Source organism: Microbulbifer sp. SE14 (genome assembly GCF_059834885.1).
The window spans coordinates 163304-186594 of record NZ_JCBAJA010000004.1; the positions used below are offsets into that span (position 1 = coordinate 163304).

Annotated in this window: 8 protein-coding genes; 5 read left to right on the plus strand and 3 right to left on the minus strand. The window is 59.9% G+C overall.

The window, feature by feature from the left end; all coding sequences use genetic code 11:
- Positions 1-66: 66 nt before the first annotated feature.
- Positions 67-10992 carry an ESPR-type extended signal peptide-containing protein gene (locus tag AC6R19_RS04775; protein ID WP_500578521.1) on the minus strand — a complete coding sequence of 3642 codons (10926 nt, stop codon included), beginning with the start codon at positions 10990-10992 and terminating at the stop codon, positions 67-69.
- 696 nt (positions 10993-11688) lie between these two features.
- Between AC6R19_RS04775 and AC6R19_RS04780 the strand changes: the two genes are divergently transcribed.
- The 4 genes from AC6R19_RS04780 to AC6R19_RS04795 all read left to right on the plus strand — a co-directional run bounded on the left by AC6R19_RS04780 (position 11689) and on the right by AC6R19_RS04795 (position 18845).
- The gene (locus AC6R19_RS04780; RefSeq protein ID WP_500578522.1) at positions 11689-14031 is read left to right on the plus strand and encodes a thioredoxin domain-containing protein; all 2343 of its coding nucleotides are present in this window, start codon (positions 11689-11691) and stop codon (positions 14029-14031) included.
- 26 nt (positions 14032-14057) lie between these two features.
- Entirely contained in the window at positions 14058-15569 is a 1512-nt protein-coding gene (locus tag AC6R19_RS04785; RefSeq protein WP_500578523.1) for a tryptophan halogenase family protein, read from the plus strand.
- Between the two features lie 984 nt (positions 15570-16553).
- Positions 16554-17588 carry a rod shape-determining protein gene (locus AC6R19_RS04790; protein ID WP_500578524.1) on the plus strand — a complete coding sequence of 345 codons (1035 nt, stop codon included), beginning with the start codon at positions 16554-16556 and terminating at the stop codon, positions 17586-17588.
- 528 nt (positions 17589-18116) lie between these two features.
- On the plus strand, positions 18117-18845 hold the full coding sequence (locus AC6R19_RS04795) for a TetR/AcrR family transcriptional regulator (RefSeq protein ID WP_500578525.1): 729 nt from the start codon (positions 18117-18119) through the stop codon (positions 18843-18845).
- A gap of 91 nt (positions 18846-18936) precedes the next feature.
- On the opposite strand, the gene AC6R19_RS04800 is transcribed toward AC6R19_RS04795, so the two are convergent.
- Together AC6R19_RS04800 and AC6R19_RS04805 are read right to left on the minus strand one after the other, a co-directional pair.
- Positions 18937-19827 (minus strand): helix-turn-helix transcriptional regulator, encoded by an 891-nt coding sequence (locus AC6R19_RS04800; RefSeq protein ID WP_500578526.1) that lies wholly within the window; start codon positions 19825-19827, stop codon positions 18937-18939.
- 1193 nt (positions 19828-21020) lie between these two features.
- The gene (locus AC6R19_RS04805; protein WP_500578527.1) at positions 21021-22202 is read right to left on the minus strand and encodes an AraC family transcriptional regulator; all 1182 of its coding nucleotides are present in this window, start codon (positions 22200-22202) and stop codon (positions 21021-21023) included.
- 246 nt (positions 22203-22448) lie between these two features.
- On the opposite strand from AC6R19_RS04805, the gene AC6R19_RS04810 reads away from it, so the two are divergent.
- On the plus strand, positions 22449-23237 hold the full coding sequence (locus AC6R19_RS04810) for a TonB-dependent receptor domain-containing protein (protein WP_500578596.1): 789 nt from the start codon (positions 22449-22451) through the stop codon (positions 23235-23237).
- The last annotated feature ends 54 nt before the right edge of the window (positions 23238-23291 follow it).

Genomic DNA, 23291 nt, shown 5'->3' on the forward strand with positions numbered 1-23291 from the left:
ACAGTTTCCTGGCTGGGTACATACGACATGGAGGAGGGCCGGAATACGGCCCCCCTCTGCCAGGCGTCAGAACTCGAAGCCGACGCCGATTGCTGCACCCACATTTCCGGTGCGGGCGCCATAGGTGGCACCGCCCTTGATCACGAAGCTGCCGGTGTTCAGCGAGCCGCCGAATGCCACGGCGCTCTCGCCCTGGTAGGTGCCGGCACCGATCGCGATCATGCTCTTGCCCGGCGACGAGGGCTGGGGTATGCCAGCCACCGCCATGGCCGCGGCCGTGCCCTCCTCGCCGTCGTTGCGCACCTCGTGCAACTCCCGGGTGAAGCTGAAGTCGAGATCGGCGATGCGCTGATCGGTATAGGCATTGGCCTCGCTCAGGGTGTTGGACAGGCCCCGATTGAGCTGGCGGACATTCACCGCGTCGGTGTCCCGGGTGCCGTCAGCCACGTTGGCGATTTGTCGCTCCGAGCCAGCGGCGCCGACGGAGACGACATTTTCGCGACCGTCGTCCGTAGAGCCGTAACCCAGCGCCACCGAGTTGCGGCCGCTCGCCTTGGCGTTCACGCCGACCGCTGTCGACATTTCACCGCTGGCCGAGGCGCCATAGCCTCCGGCGACGGAGTTGGCGCCGGAAGCGTTGGGCTTGTCGAAGCCGCCGCTGTTATCCGACACGAACGGAGCAGCTTCCACGGAGACACTGGCAATCGCCTCCGCCAACTGCCCTACAGTGGCAGCGTCGTTGTCGGCGATGCCGTCGGCGAGGCCTGTGATCAACCGATTGCCATCGGTGCCGCTGACATCAATGGTGGTGCCGCCGGTCATGGAACCGATGGTGAGCTGGCCACTGCCCGGCGCACCGCCAGTCTGGCGTACCAGGCCGACGTTGCCACTGTTGATGTCGTTGGTGAGATTGGTGATATCGCCTTCCACCGTGGTGACGCGACCATCCAGGTTGTTGATCGCCGTATCCTGCGCGTTCAGCGCATCGCCGACATTGTTGAAAGTCGATCCCTGGACGTTGTAGCTCGGCGGCGTATAAACCCCGGTTGTGGAGTCGTAGGCGGCGCCGCCGCCCAGGGAGTTCGCCGTGTTCTGGGCGACCTGGTTGAGCTGGCTGACATTCACCACGTCGGTGGACGCAGAGCCGGGGGCGACATTGGTGATTTTCCGCTCCATACCGGACTGGCCAACCGATACTTCGCCCACCGAGTCCTGCGGTGCCACCAGGCCATAGGCCGTATAACCGACCTGTGCCCCCAGCGAGGTGAAGGCATTGGCGCCCAGGGCGATGCTGCCGTCGTGGTTGACGGTGGCGCCAGTACCGAAGGCGATGGCATCCAACCCGGTGGCGGTGGCGGCACCCACGGCGATGCTGCCATCGCCCGAGGCCAGGGCATCCACACCCGCCGCCAGGGAGTTGACGCCAGTAGCGCCGTCATTGTCGTAGTTGGTGTCGATGGTGCCGCCGTCGTTCACGCTGTAGTAGTGGGTGGTGGCAGCGGCCTGCGCTTCCTGCAGCTGCGCCACGTTGACGGCATCGGTATCCGCTGTACCAGCAGCCACACCGGTGATCTGGCGGGTGACGCCGCCGCCGGCGTCACCCACGCTCACCGCACTGGCAGTACTCAACCAGGTGGGTGATGTGTCGGTGGAGGGCGCATCGGTGGCCGGATCGTAGCCGGCAACGCCGGCCGCGGTGGAGGCCACCGAGCCGCTGCCGATGGCCACGCCGCCGGCCACGGTGACGTCCGCACCATTGCCGATCACGAAGGCGTCCGCCACGTCCACATCGTTGCCATTGCCGATAATACGGCTGCCGTCGGCGGCGGCCTGCAGGATATTGTCGTTGCCGAAGATGCCAGTCTCATCGGCGTCGATGGTGTTGTTGTTGCCCAGCGCATAGGAGCCAGTACCGCTGATGGTATTGGGGTCACCGATGGCGCCGGAGTTGTCGCCATTGACGACATTGCCGGTACCGATGCTGATGGACTGGGCTCCGTTGGCCACGGCGCCGGTACCCATGGCGATCGCGTTGATACCGGTGGCAGCGGCGCCAGACCCCTGAGCCACGGCATTGATACCACTGGCGGCGGCGGAGCCCACTGCGATGCTGCCGGCACCGGAGGCCAGGGCGTCCACGCCCGCGGCCAGGGAATTGACGCCAGTGGCGCCGTCGTTGTCGTAGTTGCCGCTGATGGTGCCGCCGTCGTTCACGCTGTAGTAGTGGGTGGTGGCGGCGGCCTGGGCCGCCTGCAGCTGCGCCACGTTGACGGCATCGGTATCCGCGGTACCCGCGGCCACGCCAGTGATCTGGCGGGTGATGCCGCCGGCCGAATCACCGACGCTCACCGCACTGGCAGTACTCAACCAGGTGGGCGAAGTATCCGTGGATGGCAGGCCGGTGACCGGATCGAAACCGGCTACGCCGGCGGCGGTGGAGGCGACGGAACCGCTGCCGATCGCCACGCCGCCAGCCACGGTGACGTCCGCGCCATTGCCGATCACGAAGGCATCCGCCACATCCAGGTCGTTGCCGTTGCCAATCACGCGGCTGCTGGTGGCGCCGATCTGCAAGATATTGTCGTTGCCGAAGGCTCCCGCCTCGTCGGCGTCGATGGCGTTGTTGTTGCCCAGTGCGTAGGAGCCGGCGCCGTTGATGGTGTTGGGATCGCCGATGGCACCGGAGTTGTCACCGTTGACGATATTGCCGGTGCCGATGCTGATGGCACTGATGCCGTTGGCCTGGGCACCGGTACCCAGGGCTATAGCGCTGTCGCCGCTGGCAAGGGCACCCGAGCCCTGAGCGATGGAGACCAGGCCGCTGGCATTGGCGGCACCGACGGCGATACTGCCATCGCCGGAGGCCAGGGCGTCTACACCGGCGGCCAGGGCGTTGAGGCCGGTGGCACCGTCGTTGTCGTAATTGCCACCGATGGTGCCGCCGTCGTTGACGCTGTAGTAGTGAGTGGTGGCCGCGGCCTGGGCCGCCTGCAGCTGCGCCACATTGACCGCGTCGGTATCCGCGGTACCCGCGGCCACGCCAGTGATCTGGCGGGTGATGCCGCCACCGGCATCGCCCACGCTCACAGCACTGGCGGTGGAGAGCCAGATGGGCGAAGTATCAGTGGACGGCAGGCCGGTGACCGGATCGAAACCGGCTACGCCGGCCACGGTGGAGGCGACGGAACCGCTGCCGATCGCCACGCCGCCGGCCACGGTGACGTCCGCACCGTTGCCGATCACGAAGGCATCCGCCACATCCAGGTCGTTGCCGTTACCGATCACACGGCTGCCGGTGGCACCGATTTGCAGGATATTGTCGTTGCCAAAGGCACCCGCCTCGTCGGCGTCGATGGTGTTGTTGTTGCCCAAGGCATAGGAGCCGGCGCCGTTGATGGTGTTGGGATCGCCGATGGCACCGGAGTTGTCGCCGTTGACGATATTGCCGGTGCCAATGCTGATGGACTGGGCACCATTGGCCTCGGCGCCATTGCCCAGTGCTATGGCATTGAGGGCAGCGACTGCGTTGGTACCCAGGGCAATGGCATCGGTACCGCTGCCAAGGGCGTTGAAGCCGGCGGCAATGGCGCGATCACCGGATGCCAGGGTACCGTCGCCAGTGGCGATGGCGTCGACGCCGAGTGCCACCGCATTGACGCCAATGGCGACGGCGTTCAGGCCGACTGCACCTTCGTTGGCAAAATTGGTGGTGGGTGTGCCGCCGTCGTTGACGCTGAAGTAGTGGATGGTGGCCGCGGAGAGCTGCGCCACATTGACTGCGTCGGTATCCGCGGTACCGGCTGCCACGCCGGTGATCTGGCGGGTAATGCCGCCGGCGGCGTCGCCGACGCTAAGCGCACTGGCGGTGCTCAACCAGGTGGGCGAGATATCGGTGGAGGCCGCGCCGGTGACCGTATCGAAGCCGGCCACGCCGGCGGCGGTGTCGGCCAGCGAGCCGCTGCCGATGGCCACGCCACCGGTGACGGTGACGTCGGCGCCATTGCCGATCACGAAGGCGTCCGCCACATCCAGGTCGTTGCCGTTGCCGATCACGCGGCTGCCGGTGGCGGCGAGTTGCAGGATATTGTCGTTGCCGAAGACACCAGCCTCGTCGGCGTCAATGGTGTTGTTGTTGCCCAAGGCGTAGGAGCCGGCCCCGCTAATGGTGTTGGGGTCGCCGATGGCGCCGGAGTTGTCACCGTTGACGATATTGCCGGTACCAATACTGATGGCGTTCAGGCCGTTGGCCTCGGCGTCGGCACCCACGGCGATGGCATTGTCGCCGGCGGCAACGGCGCCGGTACCCTGGGCGGTAGCATCCACACCACTGGCAGTAGCGGCGCCCAGGGCGATGCTGCCGTCGCCGGAGGCCAGCGCATCTACACCGGCCGCCAGGGCGTTGATACCTGTGGCGCCGTCGTTGACAAAGTTACCGCCCGTGGTACCGCCGTCGTTGACACTGAAATAACGGGTGGTGGCGGCGGTGAGCTGAGCTACGTTGACCGCATCGGTATCTGTAGTACCGGCGGCTACGCCGGTGATCTGGCGGGTGATACCGCCGGCGGCGTCGCCCACACTCACCGCACTGGCGGTGGACAGCCAAGTGGATGAGGTGTCGGTGGAACCGGTGCCGGTGACCGGGTCGAAACCGGCCACGCCGGCGGCGGTGGAGGCAACGGAACCGCTGCCGATGGCCACGCCGCCGGCGACGGTCACGTCCGCGCCGTTGCCGATTACGAAGGCGTCCGCCACATCCAGGTCGCTGCCGTTGCCAATCACGCGGCTGCCAGTGGCGCCGATTTGCAGGATATTGTCGTTGCCAAAGGCGCCCGCCTCGTCGGCGTCGATGGTGTTGTTGTTGCCCAGGGCATAGGAGCCGGCGCCGTTGATAGTGTTGGGATCGCCGATGGCACCGGAGTTGTCGCCGTTAACGATATTGCCGCTGCCGATGCTGATGGCGTTGGCACCGTTGGCCTGGGCGCCGTCCCCCATGGCAATGGCGCTGGCACCGGCGGCCAGGGCATCCACGCCGGCGGCGATGGCGTTGGGCCCGGTGGCACCGTCGTTGTCGAAGTTGCCGCCGGGCGTACCGCCGTCGTTGACGCTGTAGTAGTGGGTGGTGGCGGCTGCCTGGGCCTGCTGCAGCTGCGCCACGTTGACCGCATCCGTATCCGCGCTGCCGGCGGCCACGCCAGTGATCTGGCGGGTGACGCCGCCGGCGGCGTCGCCCACGCTCACCGCGCTGGCGGTGGAGAGCCAGGTGGGCGTGGTGTTGGTAGAGGGCGCATCGGTCGCCGGATCATAGCCGGCCACGCCGGCGGCGGTGGCGGCCACCGAGCCGCTGCCGATGGCCACGCCGCCGGCTACGGTGACATCCGCGCCATTGCCGATCACAAAGGCATCCGCCACATCCAGGTCGTTGCCGTTGCCGATGGCGCGGCTGCCGGTAGCACCGATCTGCAGAATATTGTCGTTGCCGAAGGCGCCCGCCTCGTCGGTGTCGATGGTGTTGTTGTTGCCCAGGGCATAGGAGCCGGCGCCGTTGATGGTGTTGGGATCGCCGATGGCGCCGGAGTTGTCGCCGTTGACGATATTGCCAGTGCCGATGCTGATGGACTGGAGTCCGTTGGCCTGGGCGCCATTGCCGATGGCCACGGCATTGTCGCCGCTGGCCGCGGCGCTGGCCCCCAGAGCGGTGCTGTCGCTGCCCATCGCCTGGGCGTTGACGCCGATACCGGTGGCATTGTTTCCGGCGGCGTCGGCGAAGGCGCCCACGGCGGTGCCGAACTGGCCGCCGCTGGTGGCGCCGCGGCCCAGAGCGGCGCTGCTGGCGCCGCTGGCGGCGGCGGTATCGCCCAGGGCGATACTGTTGGCCGCTGAGGCCGCGGCGGCGTCGCCTATCGCCAGGCTGCTATCGGCACTGGCACTGGCCAGGGTGCCGAAGGCCATGGTGGACGCGCCCTGGGCGCTGGCGCCAGTGCCCAGAGCCACGGCGGAACCGGCGGTGGCGTCGGCCACCGCACCGGTGCCTATGGCGATATTGTCGGGCCCACCCAGTGTACCGCCGGCGGCGGCGCTGTCGCCCAGGGCCAGGTTGCCATCCCCGGCGGCGCTGGCATCCACGCCGATGGCCACCGCGTTGAGGCCGGTAGCGCCGTCGTTGGCGAAGTTGCCGCCGGCGGTGCCGCCGTCGTTGACACTGTAGTAATGCACGGTGGCGGCCTCCAACTGGGCCACATTGACCGCGTCGGTCTCCGCGGTACCGGCGGCCACACCGGTGATCTGGCGGGTGACGCCGCCGGCGGCATCACCGACGCTGACCGCGGCGTCGGTGGACAGCCAGGTGAGGCTGGTGTCGGTGGAGGCAGCGCCGGTGGCCGGATCGAAGCCAGCCACGCCGCCGGCGGTGGAAGCCACAGCACCGCTGCCGATGGCCACGCCACCGGCCACAGTCACGTCGGCGCCGTTGCCCATGGCGAAGGCATCCGCCACATCCAGGTCGTTGCCGTTGCCGATCACACGGCTGCCGGTGGCGCCGGCCTGCAGGATATTGTCGTTGCCGAAGGCGCCGGCATTGTCGGCGTCAATGGTGTTGTTGTTACCCAGGACATAGGAGCCGGCGCCGGTGATGGTATTGGGATCGCCGATGGCGCCGGAGTTGTCGCCGCTGACGCTGTTGCCGCTGCCGATGCTGATGGCGTTCTGGCCGCTGGCCTGGGCGCCGTCACCCAGGGCGATGGCGCTGGCACCGCTGGCGGCGGCGTCCACGCCCAGAGCCATGGCATTGAGGCCGATGGCACCGTCGCTGTTGAAGTTGCCGCCGGGCGTGCCGCCGTCGTTCACGCTGTAGTAGTGTGTGGTCGCCGCGGCCAACTGGGCAACATTGACTGCATCGGTATCCTCGGTACCCGCGGCCACGCCGGTAATCTGGCGGGTGACGCCGCCTGCCGCGTCGCCAACACTGACTGCAGCATCAGTAGAGAGCCAAGTGGGCGTGGTATCGGTGGAGGGCGCTTCGGTGGCCGGATCGTAGCCGGCCACACCACCTGCGGTGGAAGCCACCGAACCATTGCCGATCGCCACGCCGCCGGCCACGGTCACATCGGCACCGTTGCCGATCACGAAGGCGTCCGCCACATCTACATCATTGCCGTTGCCGATAATGCGGCTGCCGGTGGCGGCAAGCTGCAGGATATTGTCGTTGCCAAAGGCGCCAGCCTCGTCGGCATCGATGGTGTTGTTGTTGCCCAACACATAGGAGCCAGCGCCGTTGATGGTATTGGGGTCGCCGATAGCGCCGGAGTTGTCACCGTTGACGATATTGCCGGTGCCGATGCTGATGGAACCAAGGCCATTGGCCTGGGCACCAGTACCAAGGGCAATGGCATCCACCCCGCTGGCAGTGGCGGCGCCTGTGGCAATGCTGCCGTCGCCTGAGGCCAGGGCGTCCACGCCACTGGCCACCGAGTTGATGCCGGTGGCGCCATCGTTGTTGTGGTTGCCGCCGATGGTGCCGCCGTCATTCACGCTGTAGTAGTGGGTGGAGGCGGCTGAGAGCTGGGCCACGTTGACCGCGTCGGTATCCGCGGTGCCCGCGGCCACGCCAGTGATCTGGCGGGTGACGTCGCCTGCGACATCGCCAACACTTACCGCCGCGTCGGTGGAGAGCCAGGTGGGTGTAGTGTCGGTGGACGGCGCGCCGGTGACCGGATCAAAACCGGCTACACCACCGGCAGTGGAGGCCACCGAACCGCTACCGATCGCCACGCCGCCGGCCACGGTCACATCCGCGCCGTTGCCGATCACGAAGGCATCCGCCACATCCAGGTCGTTGGCGTTGCCGATGATACGGCTGCCGTCGGCGGCGGCCTGCAGGATATTGTCGTTGCCGAAGGCGCCCGCTTCGTCAGCGTCGATAGTGTTGTTGTTGCCCAATGCATAGGAGCCAGCACCGTTGATGGTATTGGGGTCGCCGATGGCGCCGGAGTTGTCACCGTTGACGATATTGCCGGTGCCGATGCTGATGGACTGGGCGCCGTTGGCCTGAGCGCCGTCACCCAAGGCGATGGCGCTGGCGCCGGTGGCCAGAGCACCCACGCCACTGGCGACGGCATTGAGGCCGGTGGCGCCGTCGTTGGCGTAATTACCGCCGACCACGCCGCCGTCGTTCACGCTGTAGTAATGGGTGGTGGCGGCGGCCAGTTGGGCCACGTTGACCGCGTCCGTTTCCTGGGTACCCGCGGCCACACCGGTGATCTGGCGGGTAACGCCGAAGGTGGCATCGCCCACGCTTACGGCGCTATTCGAGCTCAGCCAGGTTGGGGAAGTATCGGTGGAGGCCGCGCCGGTGACGGGATCGAAACCGGCCACACCGCCGGCGGTGGAAGCCACCGAGTCGCTGCCGATCGCCACGCCACCGGCGACGGTCACATCGGCGCCGTTGCCGATCACGAAGGCATCCGCCACATCCAGGTCGTTGCCGTTGCCGATCACACGGCTGCCGTCGGCGGTGGCCTGCAGGGTATTGTTGTTGCCGAAGGCACCGGCGCTGTCGGCGTCGACGGTGTTGTCATTGCCCAACACATAGGACCCGACGCCATTGATGGTATTGGGGTCGCCGATGGCGCCGGAGTTGTCGCCGTTGACGATGTTGCGATTACCGATACTGATGGACTCGGTGCCGTTGGCCTGCACCCGGGAGCCGATAGCCACCGCGTCCTGGCCATTGGCCTCCGCCAGCAGGCCGACGGCGATGGCGCCCGACGCCGTCGCCGATGCCGTGTTGCCCAGGGCCACGGCGTTGTCGCCGGAGGCCGTGCTGGAATTGCCCGCACCCAGGGAGCTGATGCCGGACGCAACTATCTGATGCCCCAGGGCCGTCGCGTTCTGGGCAGTGGCCTGGGACAGGTCGCCGAAGACGGACGATGCTGCCCCGCTCGCCACAGTGGCGGCGCCGACCGCGGTGGCGGCGGCCCCACTCGCATCGGCATTGTCGCCCACGGCGATGGTCTGGCCGGCGCTGGCGCTGGCGAGCTGGCCGATGGCAATGGCACTTTCGCCATTGGCGGTATTCTGGTCGCCGATGGCCACGGCGCCCTGCCCGGCCACTGTGTTGGAAAAGCCAATGCCCACGGCCCCCTGGGCCGGTGTGCCGGCCACACCGACGGCCTGGCCGCCGCCGCCCACCAGGTTGGTATTACCCATGGCGATGGCGCCGTTACCGGTGGCGGTATTGTCCAGGCCCTGCGCCACCGCGCCGTTGCCGGTGGCCGTGTTCGGATCGCCGATGGCCACCGCGCCCGCTCCGTCGGCTACGTTGCCGACACCAATGGAAACCGCCGAACCGACACCAGCCGTACCGGTAGCGGAAGCGCTCTGCCCGATGGCGATATCGCCGTCCTGATTCGCCACGGCGGCGGAACCCTGGGCGATGGAGTCGGCGCCGATGGCCTGGGCATCCACGCCGATGGCAATCGCGTTGAGGCCGGTGGCGCCGTCGTTGTCGAAGTTGCCGCCGGCGGTACCGCCGTCGTTCACGCTGTAGTAATGAACGGTGGCGGCATCCTGGGCTGCCTGCAACTGTGCCACGTTGACCGCGTCGGTATCTGCGGTACCGGCGGCCACTCCGGTAATCTGCCGGGTGATGCCACCGCCGGCATCGCCCACGCTTACCGCGGCGTCGGTGGAAAGCCAGGTGGGCGTGGTATCGGTGGAAGGCGCACCGGTGGTCGGATCATAGCCGGCGACGCCGCCGGCGGTGGAGGCCACCGAGCCGTTGCCCAGGGCCACACCGCCGGCCACAGTCACGTCGGCGCCGTTGCCGATTACGAAGGCGTCCGCCACATCCACATCGTTGCCGTTGCCGATCACGCGGCTGCCGGTAGCGGCGGCCTGCAGGATATTATTGTTGCCGAAGGCGCCGGCGCTGTCGGCATCGACGGTATTGTCGTTGCCCAGCACATAGGAGCCGGCGCCGTTGATGGTATTGGGATCACCGATGGCGCCCGAGCCAGCGCCGTTGACGATATTGCCGGTGCCGATACTGATGGAATCCAGCCCGTTCGCCTGGGCGCCGTTGCCCATGGCGATGGCATTGTCGCCGGCGGCGACAGCATTGGTGCCCTGCGCTATGGAATCGGCACCGCTGGCCTGGGCTGTGTTGCCGAAGGCCATGGCGTTGACGCCGCTGGCCGCGCTGTCGCTGCCGATGGCCACAGAGGTATCCCCGCTGGCATTGGAGCGCACACCCATGGCGAGGCTCTCCAGACCACTGGAGGTGGCCAATGAGCCGATGGCTACGCTGGAAAGGCCGCTGGCCTCGGTGCTGGTGCCAATCGCCAGGCTGGCGGTGCCTGAAGCCAGGGCGGCCACGCCGAAGGCCTGGGCGGCGCCGGCAAGGGCGGTGGCGTTGGCCCCGAAGGCCACCGAGTAGTTGCCCTCCGTATAGGAGCCGCAGCCGTAGGCGAAGGAATAGACCCCGTAGGTCTGTGGTCGCACGGTTGTGGCACCACCGGTGGTCGCGCCCTGATAGCCCACGCCACCACCTGTTGTCCCGTTACCGGTCCAGTTCACAGCCGAAGTCGAAGTGCCGTAGGGCTGCATCCCGCCCCAGACAGCGTTGTCCACGAAACGCTGGTACTCCTCCGCCGCGGTAATACCGGCTGCCAGTCCCCGACGGCCAATCACATTGTCGGCACCACAGTAATCGTTGTTGTCACCGGCGAATGAAACGCTGCCGTTACTGGCCTGAGCCACACCCTGCCCGGCTGCGCTGCTTGAGCCGTTAAAGCCGCCATGCCAGGCAACGTTGGCCCCATAGACCGGCGAACAGATCGCCGCGGCCAGCGCAATGCCGACGGCACTGCCTACACCGAGGGCTGGCCGCTTCTTCGCACCGCTGCCACCGCGGCACTTGCGCGTACTGGCCAGCTCGGAGGCCACCACCATCTGTCTGTGGGTGGGGCTCCAGATCAATCGATAAACCCTGTTCATAGCGATAACTCCTTGCTTGTTAAGGGGACAGAGCCTGTTTGCGGATAAAGCGCTGCCGCGGCTTCCTCGCGATCAGTGAAATTACTGGGATTCGGATATTGATTTCCCGGCCACTCACGGCACTACGTGTCAGGATTCTGGGCGGGCATCCACCCTCCCCAACCGGGTGGTGCAGTGCAGATGGCCGCTTCTCGGCTGGCAGATAAAATGATCCGCAAAGATTGAGGGGCAGTTTGCGCGGGCGTGCGCGAGATTTTGGCTGAGCGATTAAAACCGCCTTGCCCCAGGCCAGGTATAACTTCGACCATTAGTTCCTTACTCTTTACTTCAAGAGATTCCATCGACACTACTTTTGAGGACGCAGTTTTTCGGGATTATTTCGGGTTTTCCCGCGCGCAAATCATGGAACTCAATTGCACTCCAAACCCATCCATGCATCGGAGTATTTTCTCTGGATAATTTCACGATAGTGCAAGCAAATTACGCATCCAGACCGTGGCGGAAGTTGTATCCAAGTTGTCCAGATAGGCCACTAAGGAAAAACAAAATGAATTATTTTTAGCCGGGGAAATCGTCCGGATTGGAAGATAGATTACCGGCATAATCGGACAGTCTCTCTTCCTCTTGCGAGTGGAATTCTATTTTTTCTACTACGCTTTTTCAGCGTTACGAATTCTCTGTCAGGGACAATGCAAAATGCACAAGGAAGTTTTTCTCGGCATCTGCACACTGGTGCTCCTGTGTAGTATTGGTGCCGGTAACAGCGCTTTCGCATCGGCGGAGAGCGACCGGCCCCAATCCTCCGACGCCTACCAGCTCGCCCTGCCGGGCGCCGAACCTTATGCCCCGCCATTGCGGAAATTACTGGCGGCCGCCTATCAAGGGAAGGGCGAAGACTACCGGCCGGGCACCCGCTACCTGAATCGCGACGGATCACCGAAGTACACCAACCGCCTGATCCTGGAACCCAACCCCTTCCTGTCGCAGCATGCCCACGATCCGGTGAACTGGTATCCCTGGGGCGAGGAGGCTTTCGCCGCATCGCGAGAACTGAAGCGGCCGATTCTGCTCGTCCTGGGCTACTCCACCTGCCTCTGGTGCCAGGTGATGGCGAGCGAATCCTTCGAGGACGGGGAAATCGCCGAATTCATCAACCGCTACTATGTTCCGGTGTTGGTGGACCGCGAGACGCGGCCGGAACTGGATGCAATCTATATGAGTGCACTGCAGGCACTCACCGGCAGCGGCGGCTGGCCGGCGCTGCTGTGGCTGACCCCGGAGGGCAAGCCCTTCCACGGCACCACCTATCTCCCGCCGCGGGACGGCCAGCGCGGCGCCGCCAGCGGCCTTCTTTCCCAACTGCGACAGGTGGCGGAAATCTGCCGCGGACAGCCGGAAAAAGTGGCCCGGTCAGCCGAGAAGTTGACCCTTGCTGTGCGGAAGGTACTCGAGCCGAATAACGGCGGCGACCTGCCAGGCGCCGGGCTGTTGCAAACCGCGGTGGACAGCTACCGGCAAAGCTACGACCCACAAAATGGCGGCATCAGCGGTGCACCCAAATTTCCCGGCGGCCTGCCCGTGCGCCTACTGCTGAGGCATTACCGGCACAGCGGCGACGGGGATGTGCTGGAGATGGTCACCAATACCTTGGGCAAAATTGCCGGCGGTGGCGTGCGCGATCAACTGGGTGGCGGTTTCCACCGCTACGCCCAAGACTCGACCTGGCAGCGCCCCTATTTCGAGACGAGCCTCTACGACAACGCGCTGCTGGCAATGACCTACCTGGAGGCCTTCCAGGTCACCCGCGAACCGCAATTCCGCGCGGTGGTAGAGGGCATATTGAGCTACGTGCAGCGGGACCTGAAGGCCCCCAGGGGGGCCTTCTACTCCGCCACCGGCGCCGCCAGCCAGGCACCGGCGGGGCAGTTCGAAGAGGGCCGCTTCTATACCTGGACACCGGCGGAAATGGACGCAGTACTGGACGGAGAAGAGGCACAGCTGGCGAAGTTCTATTACCAGGTGACGGACAGAGGCGATTTCCGCAACCGCAATATTCTGCGCGCGCCGCTGCCGCTGCCGCAGGTGGCGCAGGCCCTGAAAATGCCCCCGCACCGGGCGCACCTGCTGCTCGCCTCCGCGCGGCATAAGCTCCAGCGCGCCCGCGCACAGCGCCCTGGGCCCGTCCGCGACGAGAAAATCCTGACCGCCTGGAACGGCCTGATGATTTCCGCCTTTGCCCGCGCTGGCCTGGTGCTGGACGAGCCCACCTATATCCACACTGCGCGTATGGCGGCCAACTTCATCGGCCGCCACCTGCGGCAAGACAATCGCCTCTACCGCAGCTCCACAAAAGGCCGCGCGCAGCACAACGCCTACCTGGACGACTACGCCTTCACCATCGCTGCGCTGCTCGACCTCTACGAGGCCAGCGGCGAAATCGGCTGGCTGCACGGAGCACTGCTGCTGGACAAGAGCCTGGAAGAACTCTACGAGGACCGGGAGCGGGGCGGTTTCTTTATGACCAGCCACGACCACGAAAAGCTGATCGCGCGGCAAAAGCCGGCCCACGATGGCGCCGAGCCCTCGGGCAACTCGGTAGCATTGCTCAATCTCCTGCGCCTGGAACAGTTCACTTCCGACAAGCGCTTCCGCATACGCGCGGAAAGGGGGCTGCGCGCTTTTGCGGGCAACCTGCAGGCCAATCCCAAATCCCTGCCGGAAATGCTGCTGGCGCTGGATTTCTATCACGACAGGGCGAAGGAAATCGTTATTGTCACCCCGGAGGGACAGAGGGAAGACGCCGAGCCGTTGCTCGTGCAATTGCGTCGCACCTTCCTGCCCAACCGGACCCTCACGGTCGTGGAGCGGGGCAAAGCACTGGCGCGCCACGCACAATTCATCCCCCTGCTGCAGGGCAAGCAGGCCGTGGGAGACAGGGCCACCGCCTACGTCTGCACAGGGAGCAACTGCGGCCCGCCGCTGCAGGACCCGGCAATTTTCGCCCAACAGATCAGTGCAACGGACTCCGCTTGGGAGTGAGGCTTCCGACAGGGAGGAGAGCAAACATGACCGCTGAGCGCATTCAAAGTATCACCATTGTCGGCGGTGGCACTGCCGGCTGGATGGCGGCGGCGATGTTGTCCCACCACTATCACGAGTACCAACCGCGTATCCGGCTGGTGGAGTCGGAGCAGATCGGCACTGTGGGTGTGGGCGAAGCGACTTTGCCCAGCCTGATCGATCTGCACCAGGAACTGGGAATCCGCGAGGCGGACCTGATTGCCGCAACCGGTGCCACCTACAAGCTGGGCATCGACTTTATCGACTGGTACAAACCGGGGGACCACTTCTTTCACGCCTTCGCCGGCTACGGCGCGCCGCTGGCCGGGCTGCCGTTCTTCCCCTGCTGGCAGAAGCTGCGCCGCCTGGCGCGGGCGGCGCCCCTGGCGGAATACAGTCTCGCTGCGGCCCTGGCCAGAAGCGGTCGCTTCACCCAGCCCCACCCGGACACCACCCACCCCCTGGCTCAGTACAACTATGCCTACCACTTCGATGCCAGCCGTTACTCACGTCTTTTGCGGAGCTACGCCGAGGCCCGCGGCGTAGAGCGTTTGGAGGGCAAGGTGACGGACGTACGTTTGAGCCCGGACAGCGGCCATATCGACTGTCTGCTGTTGGACGACGGACGGCTGTTGGGCGGCGATCTGTTCGTGGACTGCTCCGGCTTCCGGGGCCTGCTGATCGAGCAGGCCTTGGGCGCCGGTTTCGAGGACTGGAGCCACTGGCTGCCAGTGAACAGCGCTGTGGCGGTGCAGAGCAAACGTCGCGGCGCCCCCCCCCCTTATACCCGTTCGATCGCCATGCCCGCCGGCTGGCGCTGGCAGATACCGCTACAGCATCGCAACGGAAACGGTTATGTCTACTGCAGCATGCACATCGGCGACGAGCAGGCCCACGAGACCCTACTCGCAGCGATCGACGGCGACGTCCTCGGTGAACCCCGCCTGATCCGCTTCAGAACCGGAATGCGCAAGCAGTTCTGGTACCGCAACTGCGTGGCCCTGGGTTTGGCCTCGGGCTTTGTCGAACCGCTGGAGTCCACCAGTATCTCGCTGATTCAGACCGGACTGGAAAAATTGGTGCAACTTATGCCCGACCTGGTGCCGGATCCTGCCAAAGTGGCCGAGGCCAACCGTATCAACCGCCTCGAATACGAGCGCATTCGCGACTTCATCATCCTGCACTACAAACTCAACCAGCGCGACGACAGCGACTTCTGGAGAGAGCTTCGCACCATGCAGGTACCGGACAGCCTGCAGTTCAAGCTGGACGCCTTCGCCGAAGACGGCAGTCTGTATATCACGGAACGGGAGTCTTTCAGGGAATCCAGCTGGCAGGCGATTTGCGACGGCATGCATTTCCGTCCCCGGCGTTACTGGCCACCGGTGGACCTCCTGGACGTGGACTGGATAGCACAGGAAGCGGAGGCCATGCGACACGCTATCGCCACCGGGATTCGGCGCGCGCCGCTGCACGGGGACTATCTCGCGCGGATACCCGCATTAACCCATCAGTAAAGTCGAAATTGCGGGACATAGCGACAACCGCGGCAGGGCCAGCTACAACCTCAATCTATCATGGGATAGAGGAAAGACTACCTGATAAACAGGGGCATAGCCGCCAATCGGTTGACAGCAAAGGAATACGGAGATTCACAGCCGGTCACCAGCAACAGCACTCCGAATGGGCACGCACAAAACCGCAGTTGGAAATGCGCATTCTATGATTATATAAACTTGCTCCTGACAAAAAAGTGTCTCCTAGGCTGCAAGATACGATTTTTTTCGTATACCCCTGCAGTCTCCTTAGCCCAGATATTTCTGGGCTTTTTTTCATAAACCGCCAGAATCACCTTACTCCCAGACCTATTCCATTACGGAAGCATGAAAAGACCACTATAGAAACTCTATTAGACATCAAGACAATTACTTAAATATCTATCATGATTTATCTATGAAATTACAAAATGGCACAATCGGACAAAATGAAAGAAAAAGCTGCCGATATATGGAAAAAATTCACTTTTCACTATAAATTAAATGAAACAGAAATATTCAGATCAGATCAATTCTGACTGGTGAAAGAGATTCCAGGACCCGCAGTTAGAGTAGTAGTCCGGAATAGGATTGCGTAAATATACGCGATCCATTGTTTGAGCCGGGGTAGAGGAAAGAGCTGTCTTTGTATTACCTCTGTCCCGGCTCCCCTACAAGACAGTTCAAAGTACCATTCATTCCAATATGCCACTCTCCCACTATCGAACCTGGGATGAGAGAGCCAGCAAACACCAGGCAAAGAACACTCCCTATCCAGGGTGTCGCTGTAGCAGCTATTCTTCCCAAATAGTATTAACCGTGCTCTCACCTAAGCCTTCCGTAGATCATGGATTACCACCTTATAAGAGGGACGTAGACCAATTTTGTACCGCCTCATGCCAATCCCATGTAGCGGTAGCCCCGTGATGCGGAAAACATAGCCCTCTAAGATTGGAAAGGAATTCAATGTTTAAACGTTTTCGCGGCATGTTCTCCAGTGATCTTTCCATAGACTTAGGAACCGCCAATACCCTGATCTACATGCGCGAGTATGGCATAGTACTTGACGAACCCTCAGTAGTCGCTATTCGCCGTTACAACGGCCAGAAGATCGTCGAAGCTGTCGGCGTCGAGGCCAAGCGTATGCTCGGTCGCACTCCCGGTAACATCACAGCCATACGACCATTGAAGGATGGCGTGATTGCTGACTTCCAGGTTACTGAGAAGATGTTGCAGCACTTTATCAAGAAGGTACATGAGCACAGCTGGATTTATCCCAGCCCCCGGGTACTGGTATGCGTTCCCTGCCAATCCACCGAAGTAGAGCGCCGCGCGATCCGCGAATCCGCCATGGGCGCTGGCGCGCGCGAAGTATGGTTGATTGAAGAACCTATGGCTGCGGCGATTGGCGCTGGCCTGCGGGTCGAAGAGGCCAGCGGCTCCATGGTGGTGGATATTGGCGGTGGCACCACCGAGATCGCGATCATCTCCCTGAATGGCGTCGTCTATTCAGATTCCGTGCGTATTGGCGGTGACCGCTTCGACGAGGCCATCGTTAACTATGTTCGCCGCAACTACGGCAGCATGATCGGGGAAGCTACGGCACAGCGCATCAAGGAAGAGATCGGCTGTGCCTACCCTTGTAGTGAAATTCGAGAAACATCTGTCCATGGACTCAATCTGGCAGAAGGAGTACCTCGCAAATTTACCCTAAACAGCACCGAAGTCTTGGAAGCCTTGCAGGAACCCTTAAGCGGAATCATGCAATCAGTCAAGACCGCACTGGAGCAGTCACCACCCGAACTAGCTTCCGATATAGCCGAACACGGCATAATGCTAACGGGTGGCGGCGCCCTTCTGCGTGATCTGGACCAGTTGCTGATGGAAGAGACCGGTCTTAAGGTATCTATTGCCGATGACCCTCTCACTTGTGTGGCACGTGGAGGCGGTAAGGCGCTAAATATCATGGGCAGGAAGTGTCTATCCCCATTATCCCGCTAAGTATCGAATTTCCCATTACCCGGCAACGATAATCAATAAACATTCAAGAATCGCTGGATTCTATGCCAAGATCCAAAAATCAACAAAAACTGTGATGATAGTGCTCACAATATTTATCATCAGGAACCGACTTTACAGGATTTCAATAACGCCAAAAAATCACAGAACTTAGTTTGAAAAGGTCTCATAAATTACCGGGAAATTAACTCACGAACCGGATAGTATCCGCTATAATTACTAATGTGGTTCATGAATAATGCTCCTTCACTTAGCCCGGCCCAGCCGGGCTTTTTTCCACCAAAGAAAACTTACATAAAAATTTACAATAAATCGCATGAAATTGATATTTCTTATCAAAATTAATTCCAGAACCTCATTCAAAGACAACAGCATAATCGGACAATGTAAATTCAAAAAACGCCACCGACTACCGAATCAAACAAAATTTGTTACCATTAACTCAAGATACAAAGTTTATCCACTCACCTATGACACTTTACTTCAGAAAACAAGCACCGAGTTTATTTCATGTCTCCAACAAGAAACACTCAATCAGCCCTGGAATCTACCCAAAGTAACCATTTAAATAAATCATTCCGGAGACCAGACGACCAACGCAATCAAGCAAGGCCGAGAAAACCGCAGCGTAAAAATGGGCTAGAGAGATACGAAACTCTTCTAGATGCTTTTGAATCTCTGATCATTGATCAGGAACCTTGTGAGGTGTCCATTTCCGATCTAAGCCGTTCATCTGGCGTCCCGGCCGCCTCCATATATCATTTTTTTCCAAGCATAGATGCTGTGCTGACCGCTCTGGCTGAACGCCACAGTAAGTATTTTTTTAAATTCCTTAGCAAACAATCTCAGTCTGAAAATCATAAAACCTGGAGAGATTTGGTTATTGAATTACTAGATCACACACGGAATTACTATGAACTTAATATACCCGCAGCTAAAATTCATTTAGGGCCACAGACCAGTTGGCCATTACGCAATGTACAGATAAAAAACAACATTTACTTGGCAAAGCTCACCCTGAGAACCATTAAAACTGAATTTTATCTTCCCAATTCCAGAAATTTGCCAGAGAGATTTCTTCTTGCAACCACTCTGAACCATGCCTTTTGTTCCCTCTCATATGCTCGTCTAGGTCATGTTAGCGATAAAGCCGCGACAGAAGGTCAACGTGCCTCAACAGCCTACTTGAGAATGTATCTGGGAGAATTTCTGGAACCGCGAAAATCCAGCAATAGATGAACTGATGATAATTGAATACATTCCTTGACTGCACAGATCCCCAGCTCCTTATTACACTAATGCAAGCAGAACCTGAGAATCTCGCAAAGCTTCATACGACTTTCAAAACCTCTTCATCTCCGCCCTGCTTTATATTATTAATTCTATACTTCCTTGGCGTAACTCCCTCCATGTGGCGGAATATCCTGTAGAAATTGGCGGTATCCGCATAACCTACAAGCCCTGCAATTTCGTTGGCTGCCAGCTTGGTTTCCAATAGATAGCGCTTGGCCAAGGCTAACCTATGATCGATCAGCACTTGCTGGAAGGTGGTCCCTTCACGCTGTAAATGGCGGTGCAAAGTGCGAACACTCATACATAACCTTCCTGCCACCCCTTCCATACCAGGCATTGGGCCGACAGCGGTAGCGAGAAATCGATGTACTTTTGCCACCAGCCCGGAGTTCGATGCCAGTGTTTTCATTAGGTGCTCACACTGCATTCTGCAGTATTCGCCGATGACATTCGGCACGTATGTCAGTGGTCTATGCAATAGGTCAACGGCAAGAGTCACTCTCGTCACAGCACAGTCAAAGTGCACTTCACAACCCAACCGCCTGCGGTATTGCTCAACAGCCACCACTGACGGGGAAGCAAAACCCAGCTCCACACTTTCAAACAAAGGCCACCGGCCACCCATCACCGGACCCCAGCGATTCCAACTGGATATCCAGTGCTGTACGAAAAAGCGATATTGTCCCGAACCGGAATCCCCAGCACACACAGAGGGCTGAATAAGCAGGCTGGCTCTTGAACCAGCCAAATCCAGGAGGACCTGCAACTGGGGACAGATCAGAGATTGATAACGAAAGTAGCGCTGCAGGCACTCCCGGACGTCATAGCTGGACAGAAGCGCACGACCGATAACTCCTTGCTCTAGCAAGTTTGGACAGTTCTCAATCTCTCCATCTCGCCCCTCAGACCTGAAGGATCCAATATTCATAGGAAACCCCGTAAAAGCTGTTCAACGACGGCTCTGACATATTTGTTCAAGCGCACTGAACTCACCGCCATCGTGGTGACCGCGGTTCATGCGCTCTCGAAAAAGCAAGCAATTGGAGCAGCATCCCAACATTATGACATCGTGATACAGCTCAATACCTAAGCCGGAGCCGAACTTCATTACCAGTCCAGTATTGCCGTCCGATTTATAGAGCGGAGTCAGTTAACCTTCCCAATGACATAACATTGGAGACCAGCAGTGCTCCGCCTCGCCCTCCATCGAAAGGTGCAGGCACTCCTCGACAGATAAAATCTAGGACCTTTCCTGATAATTTTTTGGGGTGACTATGTCGCTAATACTAAAGTCATTAGAGCATTCCCTCGCATTTCATGTTGGCTGTAAGCATCGGATTTCCATTCCGAATGCACGTTGTTCCGGATCTGTGTACGCTCTACCAGAAAGAAACCAGCTCCTCCGCGCTCCTCTTCCCAGCTGTCTAGACTAAGAATTTTTATTTACCTGAATAATTAGACCAAATGGGACCTGCGTCCAGAACTCCCCCGTGTTTACCTTAAATTTGTCCGATCAGGCCATTCACGCGCACCAACTTTCACCGGTAAAGAGATTCGGACCGTAACGCCCCCAAACGACTGCTCGTAAAATGCAGAACTTGATCACAAAACACCAGAAAACTAAAAGAAAGCGGACAAAAATAAATTTTCAGTTCCGTTCTGACGGAGTCAATATCCCCATTTCCTCCCTCAATCTCCAAGCACATAGGGATCAATGCAAGCTATCATCACAGGGATATTTTCCGATTGCCACCGGAAACCAGGAAGAACATCTTTATTATCACCCGTTTAAAAAAAACCATTCTTAAATTATGCCTTGTGAAGCAATAAGCATCTTGCTACCAACCTCTATGACACCACAATCATGACCATCCGCTCACTTCAAGATTTTGTCTGAATAAGCCATTATTTGGCCAATTAAGCCACTTCCACACCACTTTCCGATTCAAGGTCTTCTTGATCTTGATATCGGCATCTATAGGAAAAATCGACGGCATACCGCTGCAAGATGTACAGATATACACCAAGAACAGAAATGATTCTTCCGAGTTTGCAAATCCATAAAACTCATAGAGCGAAATACTCCGGATTTGCAAAATCGAAATGATTAGTCCTGGAAAATTAGGAAATTAATATCTTAGTATTCCGCTGGCGGTATTGATGGGGTGTTAGCTGGCACCGATTCTTAAAGTGGGAAAAAAATGTGGAGTTTGAGTTGAATCCTGCCTGATGGCCGATGTCTGTGACTGATAGATGGCACAGACTTTCATCAACCAGCAGCTTCGCAGCTTCTTCCACCCGGTACTGATTGATGAACTCGTAAAACGACTGCTTCGCGAAACTATTGATGGTTTCGGATAGGTGATGCACCGGCACCTTCAGAACATCAGCCAGATCAGCGATCTTCAGCCTGGGCTCCAGATAGGGCTTGTCGCTCACCATTACCTGCTGCAGATTCTGCCAGATAACCAAGGCACCACTATCAGTAAGGCTACTAGTCTGGTACTTTCGTTCCATTCTGTCAGGTGATGTCAATACCGTATCGGCTATGGCTCCTCTCTGTGGAGAAATGCCGATCTGTATCTTACGCTGTTGCAAACCCAACCAGCCCAGTAGCAGACTCAAATATAACGGAGCCAAGGCCTGAACCAGGCCGGGGATCAAGTGAGATGGAGGAGAAAAGATGCGGTGCACTTCAACAACAATGGCTGTAGCCAGGATCAGCAAGACGCCGAAGATCAGGAGTTTTAACCAGCGCAAGCTGACGCCTTCGATAACTGAGTAATTTTCCTTCACCCGCTGAAGGTGCGGACGCAGCAGCCAGAGTGCGGCTATTGAGTAGCCAATTATCGATAAATAGGTGCAGACCCGGTGCACAAAGCGTGCACGGTAAACGAGGCTACAATCAGAGTTAATACAGGACAGGTTCAACCAGCTGTCAGAGGACAATGGCAATTGCAGCTGCCATACCAATGCAGAGACCAGAGCAGGAAGCAGATGCCATCCATGATGTCGCTTCCATATAAAATCCGGTTGGACAAGGATGTACGTGTAAAAGTAAAGCAGCGGCCCCAGAGTTAACTGAAAAGAAAAGATCGTTCTGTACTGCGGTGGCAGCGATTTCAATTCTATAAGAGCTACATGAGCGATGGCTACAGCACAACTCACGACTAGCAGTAGGCTCAGACATCGTTTGGATCTCTGCTTTTCCCGAGGAGACATCCAAAGTTGTAGCGCCAGGATCAAACCAATGGTGGCTCCAATCAGAATTACTAGACTAATCAAATGGAGAGTGATTTTCATAGAAGCTGCATGATGGTGTCGTTAAAGCCGTTATTTTAACGACTGCCACCACGACTCCAAGCGCCTAGTTCATCATCACCAAGCAAGATCCTTTGTTCCTTGAGACTGATGAGATAATGCTACTAACAATCACATCGATAGCATTACGACTTACTGGATACTTCCCTTTTTGAGTCTCGAATATTTCTCATTTCTTAAAAATATCGAAGAAGATGTTTTTTTGTAACAGTACGTATCAACTAAAAACTGGCCTTTTCGGACACCGGCACCGTCGTCGATAACCGCAGCGAAAGCAACTTCTCGCCCACGCTGAACCTCAACTACGCCTTCAGCCCGGACATCAACGGCTACGTGAAATACAGCAGCGGCTACAAGAGCGGCGGCTTCAATCTCGACTTCGTCAGCGACAACGACCTGGACGCGGGGCTGGAATTCGATACCGAGACGGTGGACGCCTACGAGATAGGCCTGAAGGGCAGCCTCTGGAACCGCAGCCTCGGCTTCAGCCTGGCCGCCTTCCGCGCCGACTACAGCGATTACCAGGTCAACCAGTTCGTCGACCTGGGCGGCGGCCGCACCTCCATCAGCATCCGCAACGCAGCTGAGGTGGAAACCCGGGGGCTGGAGGCGGAGTTCACCTACCGCCCCACGGACTACCTGACCCTCACTGCCGCGCTGGGGCTGCTGGATGCGGAGTTCGCCGCCTACCCCGGCGCCGGTGCCGGCGGCGCCGAGCTGCTGGCGCGGCTGGATTACGCCTACCGAGACGACTACTACAACACCGTCGACAACGAGTGGTCCCGCACCCTGCTCACCGGCGACACGGTGCAGTACGGCTGGGTGGACGGCTACGGGCTGGCCAATGCGCGGCTGGGGCTGCAGAGTGACAACGACACCTGGAGCACCGCCCTCTGGGTGCGCAACCTGACCGACGAAGAATATCTCACGCACACAACGCGCGACTTCTTCGGTACCCTGATCCACTTCGCCGGCACGCCGCGCACCTATGGTATCGACTTCAACTACCACTACTGATCCGGAATTGCCGCTGCCGACTGCGGTTACAATCGCAGCCGGCACCGGTAGTCT